The following is a 3,644-nucleotide window of genomic DNA, read 5'->3' as shown; positions in this document are numbered from 1 at the left end:
CCGGGCGGGGCAGCACCATGGTGCTGACCTTCGACGACGGACCCGACCCCCGCTACACCCCGGACATCCTCGACACGCTCGCGGCGCACGACGTCCGCGCGATGTTCTTCGTGTGCGGGGAGATGGTCTCCTACCACAAGGACCTGCTGGCCCGCATGTCCGACGAGGGGCACGTCGTCGGCAACCATACCTGGTCCCACCCCCTGCTCACCCGTCTGACCCGCGGCGGGATCCGCTCCGAGATGGAACGCACCTGCGACATCATCGAGAAGGGCTACGGCGAACGCCCCCAGTGGTTCCGCGCCCCCTACGGAGCCTGGAACCGCGCCGCCTTCCAGCTCGGCGCCGAACTGGGCATGGAACCCCTCGCCTGGACGCTGGACACCCTCGACTGGACCAGCCCCGGCACCCGCACCATCGTCGACCGGGTGGAGAACGGCGCCGCCCCCGGGGTCGTGGTCCTCTCGCACGACGCCGGGGGCGACCGCTCCCAGAGCGTGCGGGCCCTGCGCGCGTACCTGCCCGACCTGCTGGCCTCCGGCTACCGGGTCACGGTGCCCCGCCGGCACCACGTCTGAGCCCGGCCGCTCCGCCCGTCCGTCCCGCCCGTCCGTCCCGTCCGTCCGGCCCCGCCCGGACGGAGCCGGCCGCTCAGCGGACCTCGACGAGGCGGGCGAAGACCACGACGTTCCCGTCGTAACCGTCCTGCTGGGTGAAACCGCCGCCACAGGTGATGACCCGCAACTCCGACGAGCCCTTCGAGTTGTAGACCCGGTCGCCGGGGAAGTCGTTCTTCGCGAAGACCTCGATCCCGTAGACCTCGAACACCGCGGTCTTCCCGTCCTCGCGCTCGACCTGGACGCGGTTGCCCTTCTCCAGAGCCCCGAGTCCGTAGAAGACGGCCGGGCCCAGGTGGTTGTCCACGTGGCCGACCACGACCGCCGTGCCCTTCTCCCCGGGAGTGACCCCGCCGGTGAACCAGCCCGCCAGATTGGGGTCCTCGGGCGGGGGCGCGTCCACCCACCCCTCCGCGTCCAGACCCACCGCCATCACCGGTGCGTCCACCTGGATCGCCGGGATCCGGACCCGCTGCGGAACCGAGTACGGCAGCGGTCGCGCCACCGCGGGCGTGGCGGTACCGGGCACCGCGCTGTCCGCGGCGGCGGCCACGGCAGGCTGCGGCGGCCCCTCGTCGAACTCCCCCGAACCGTTCCGGATGAGCGCGAGACCGGTGAGCAGGACCAGCGCTATCACGCCCCACGGAGCACGCCTCTTTTGCCGCGCCTCCTCTTCGAGCTCGTCCGGTTCGAAAGCAGACATTCGCTCTTCCCCTCTCGGCACGGCCGTCGCCGTGTCACTCGCGCATGGCGGAAACGCTAGAGGCGACGCACACGCCCGGCGACGGGACGAGGGCGAACGGGTGGCCGGGCGGCGGTCGGTGAGCCATCCGGGGTGCCCCCGAACGGAGATCCTCCGACGGACCGTGACCTGCGGCGATATTCGAAAGCACGGAGCCGGATGGGCCACCGCCTCACCGGGACGGGCCATCGCCGACATGCGCGCGGGAGCACGGCGGCCGAGGGTTTCGCTGGGAGACGCTTTCTCGCCGATCGACCGGGGACCGGCCCCGGGGCGTCTTCCGCGGAGGATCACATGCGCAAGTCACGTGCCCTGGCGTCCGCGGGCGCCGCGGTCGCCGTCCTCGGGCTCGCCGTCCCCGTCGCCGTCGCGGACGGCAGCCGGGTCCCCAGTCCGTCCAACATCGTGGCGCTGCCCAGCGTCATCGCGCGCGGCGGCCAGCTGACCATCACCGCCGACGGCTGCCCCAACGGCGGGCACGCCACGTCCAACGCCTTCCCCAGGACCAACCTGACACCCGTCCACGGAGGCCGCGACACCGCGAAGGGCACCGCCACCGTCTACAACGACGCCCGCGCGGGCTCGTACGACATCACGGTGCACTGCTCCGGCCGGAGCCTGACCCGGCCGGCCGCCTTCACCGTCCTCGGCGGGGTCCGCGGCGGCCTCGGCGGCAGCAGCACCGAGGGGGCGACCCGGACCGACATGGCCATCGGCGGCGGGCTGGTGGCGGCCGCGGTCGTGGCGGGCGGTGTCTTCTGGATGCGCCGTCGTGCCGAGAAGCAGCTCTGAAGCCGTTCCCCCCGGCGGTCGTTCCGCATGTGTGACCGGAGGCCGGGCCCCGGATCCCCGACCGGATCCGGGGTGCAGCCGTGTGCTCGCGCCGCCCTTCGGCCCTGCCGTCCTTCCCGGCACGCACGTCCCCCGGACGCCGGACCGCTTCCCCGGAGCCCACGGGCCACGGGCCGCGGGCCGGGGGCCGGAACCGAAGGGCGTGACCCCGCCGCGCACGGCGACGGCACCCGGCATGGCGGCGAGGGCGCCGGGGAGCGCGGCGGAGACGACGCGTATCGCGTGCATGGTGTGTGTCCTCCGGGTCCCGAGGAGCGGCGGCGGACCTGCTCCGCCCGCACCGGAGACGTGTCCCCGATGCCCGAAACGCTAGGGAGCCGCGCCGGACGGCGCGATCGCAGTCGCGCGAACGGGTCACTCCCGTGGGCCGTACGGGGGAGCAGCGATACGGCGTGAGGGGGACGCGCACGGCGTGGCGCAGGTCCCCGGGACCGGAACCGTGATGCGCGCCGGTCAGTCCCCGACACCGGGGAACAGGAGCCGGAACGGATCGGCCGACGCGCCGAGCCCCCGGCTGAACGGCGCGTCGAAGTCCCAGATCAGGAAGAGCAGGAAGGCGATCAGCGCCGAGAACAGTCCGGCGAGGACCAGCTCGCGCCGGGTGCGGCGGATCTGCAGCGCGAAGATCATCCCGATGGTGACGACCGCACCGCCGATCAGCCCGAACCACACCACGCCCGGCATGGTCTCCCCGGTCGACTCCGCCCGGGCCGCGCGTGCCTGGTCGGCGGCGGACACCTGGTCGACGAGCGGCTGATAGGCCTGGGCCTCGAAATCCGTCGCCGGTTCGTAGTCGGTCACGTCCCGGCGGACCCGGTCGAGCAGCTCCGTCCCGCGTTCGGTGACCCGCCCCTCCTCGGCCATGGCGCGCCACTCCGCGGTCACGACGTGTCCGACATAGGCGTTGACGTCCTCCCGGATGCGTTCGCGGATGTCGGCCGGATAGATCCGTACCCGCTCCGAGATCTCGTGCAGCGCCACGGCTTCCGCCCGCACGTGGTCCTGGGCGGCACTGCGCCCCTCCCAGACCCCGGCGATGGCCAGGCCCAGGACGATGGCGTACACCACGCCGATCCACATCGTCATGTACTCGATGACGTCCGGGGTCTCGGTGGGATCCTCGTCGTCGGGGGCGGCGCGGTGACGCACGAGGACGATGACGACCACCACGACGCAGACGGCCAGCATCGCGAGGGTGAGAACAAGCCATTCCGGCAAGAGGTGCCTCCACGGTGGTTTGTCGGGTTCGACGGGAACGGGCGGGTCCGGGGCTCAGCGGGGCCGGAGCGCGGCGACGGCGACGATCGCGGGCACGGCGATGAGCAGGACGAAGGTGAGCGGTGACGTGGCACCGCCGGACGACCGCTCGACCGGAGGCGCCGCGCGGTACCGGGGGTAGTGCACGGGCGTCAGGGACGGGCGCGGAGCGGGGG

4 protein-coding genes are annotated in these 3,644 nt (G+C 73.1%); 2 read left to right on the top strand and 2 right to left on the bottom strand.

The window, feature by feature from the left end; translation table 11 throughout:
• Positions 1-578, top strand: a 578-nt coding sequence (locus AOK18_RS28210) for a polysaccharide deacetylase family protein (RefSeq protein WP_055696159.1), incomplete at its 5' end; no start/stop codon positions are given.
• Between the two features lie 73 nt (positions 579-651).
• Here AOK18_RS28210 and AOK18_RS28205 read toward each other — a convergent pair.
• Positions 652-1,320 (bottom strand): class F sortase, encoded by a 669-nt coding sequence (locus tag AOK18_RS28205; protein ID WP_055573209.1) that lies wholly within the window; start codon positions 1,318-1,320, stop codon positions 652-654.
• A gap of 333 nt (positions 1,321-1,653) precedes the next feature.
• Between AOK18_RS28205 and AOK18_RS28200 the strand changes: the two genes are divergently transcribed.
• Positions 1,654-2,151: a hypothetical protein gene (locus AOK18_RS28200; RefSeq protein WP_055573208.1), complete on the top strand. Its 498-nt coding sequence runs from the start codon at positions 1,654-1,656 to the stop codon at positions 2,149-2,151.
• A gap of 513 nt (positions 2,152-2,664) precedes the next feature.
• Here AOK18_RS28200 and AOK18_RS28195 read toward each other — a convergent pair.
• Positions 2,665-3,429, bottom strand: a complete 765-nt coding sequence (locus AOK18_RS28195; RefSeq protein ID WP_095534699.1) for a bestrophin-like domain — start codon at positions 3,427-3,429, stop codon at positions 2,665-2,667.
• Between the last annotated feature and the right edge of the window lie 215 nt (positions 3,430-3,644).

Origin of the sequence: Streptomyces prasinopilosus (genome assembly GCF_001419695.1) — a bacterium.
GTDB lineage: Bacteria > Actinomycetota > Actinomycetes > Streptomycetales > Streptomycetaceae > Streptomyces > Streptomyces prasinopilosus.
The sequence above is the reverse complement of the archived record's forward strand: the minus strand, read 5'-3'. Positions and strand labels throughout refer to the sequence as shown.

What these genes read in the sequence shown, in the direction of transcription:
- AOK18_RS28205 (WP_055573209.1), bottom strand. Translation starts at nt 1,320, where the DNA reads ATGTCTGCTTTCGAACCGGACGAGCTCGAAGAGGAGGCGCGGCAAAAG.
- AOK18_RS28200 (WP_055573208.1), top strand. Translation starts at nt 1,654, where the DNA reads ATGCGCAAGTCACGTGCCCTGGCGTCCGCGGGCGCCGCGGTCGCCGTC.